This is a genomic window from Paenibacillus sp. FSL A5-0031, assembly GCF_001956295.1.
Lineage (GTDB): Bacteria > Bacillota > Bacilli > Paenibacillales > Paenibacillaceae > Pristimantibacillus.
The window spans coordinates 1-602 of the sequence record NZ_MRTD01000063.1 but is presented as its reverse complement, the minus strand read 5'-3'; the positions used below and the strand labels follow the sequence as shown (position 1 = coordinate 602).

Genomic DNA, 602 nt, shown 5'->3' with positions numbered 1-602 from the left:
GTATTCACGATATACGTGCTTCCATTAAACGTTACGACCTGACCTACTGGATAGCCTGGCGCTGCGAGTGGATCAAATACTACAATTCCACTCAGTCCGACTCCTGTTGCACCGGTAGATCCCGTAGCACCCGTTACCCCGGTTCCAGTCGCGCCCGTTGCTCCTGTAGCACCACTCGCTGCAATCAGCGTATAATCCGGCGATGTTCCCGGTGTGCCTGTTGGTGGCGACGTATTCACGATATACGTGCTTCCATTAAACGTTACGACCTGGCCTACTGGATAGCCTGGCGCTGCGAGTGGATCAAATACTACAATTCCACTTAGACCGACTCCTGTCGCACCGGTAGATCCCGTCGTTCCTGTCGCTCCTGTTACTCCAACTCCTGTCGCACCTGTTGCACCGACAGCTCCAGTTGCTCCTGTGAAACCTGTTACACCTGTTGCTCCATCTGTTCCCGTTGCACCGGTCACTCCCGCTCCAGTCGCGCCAGTTGCACCTGTAGCACCACTCGCCGCAAGAAGTGTATAATCCGGTGAAGTTCCCGGTGTGCCTGTTGGCGGAACTGTATTCACGATATAAGTGCTGCCGTTAAACGTCAC

General features: G+C 54.5%; 1 pseudogene. It reads right to left on the bottom strand.

Annotation, left to right across the window (positions count from 1 at the left end):
• A pseudogene (locus tag BK120_RS35695) lies at positions 1-602 on the bottom strand (BclA C-terminal domain-containing protein); the annotation flags it as partial.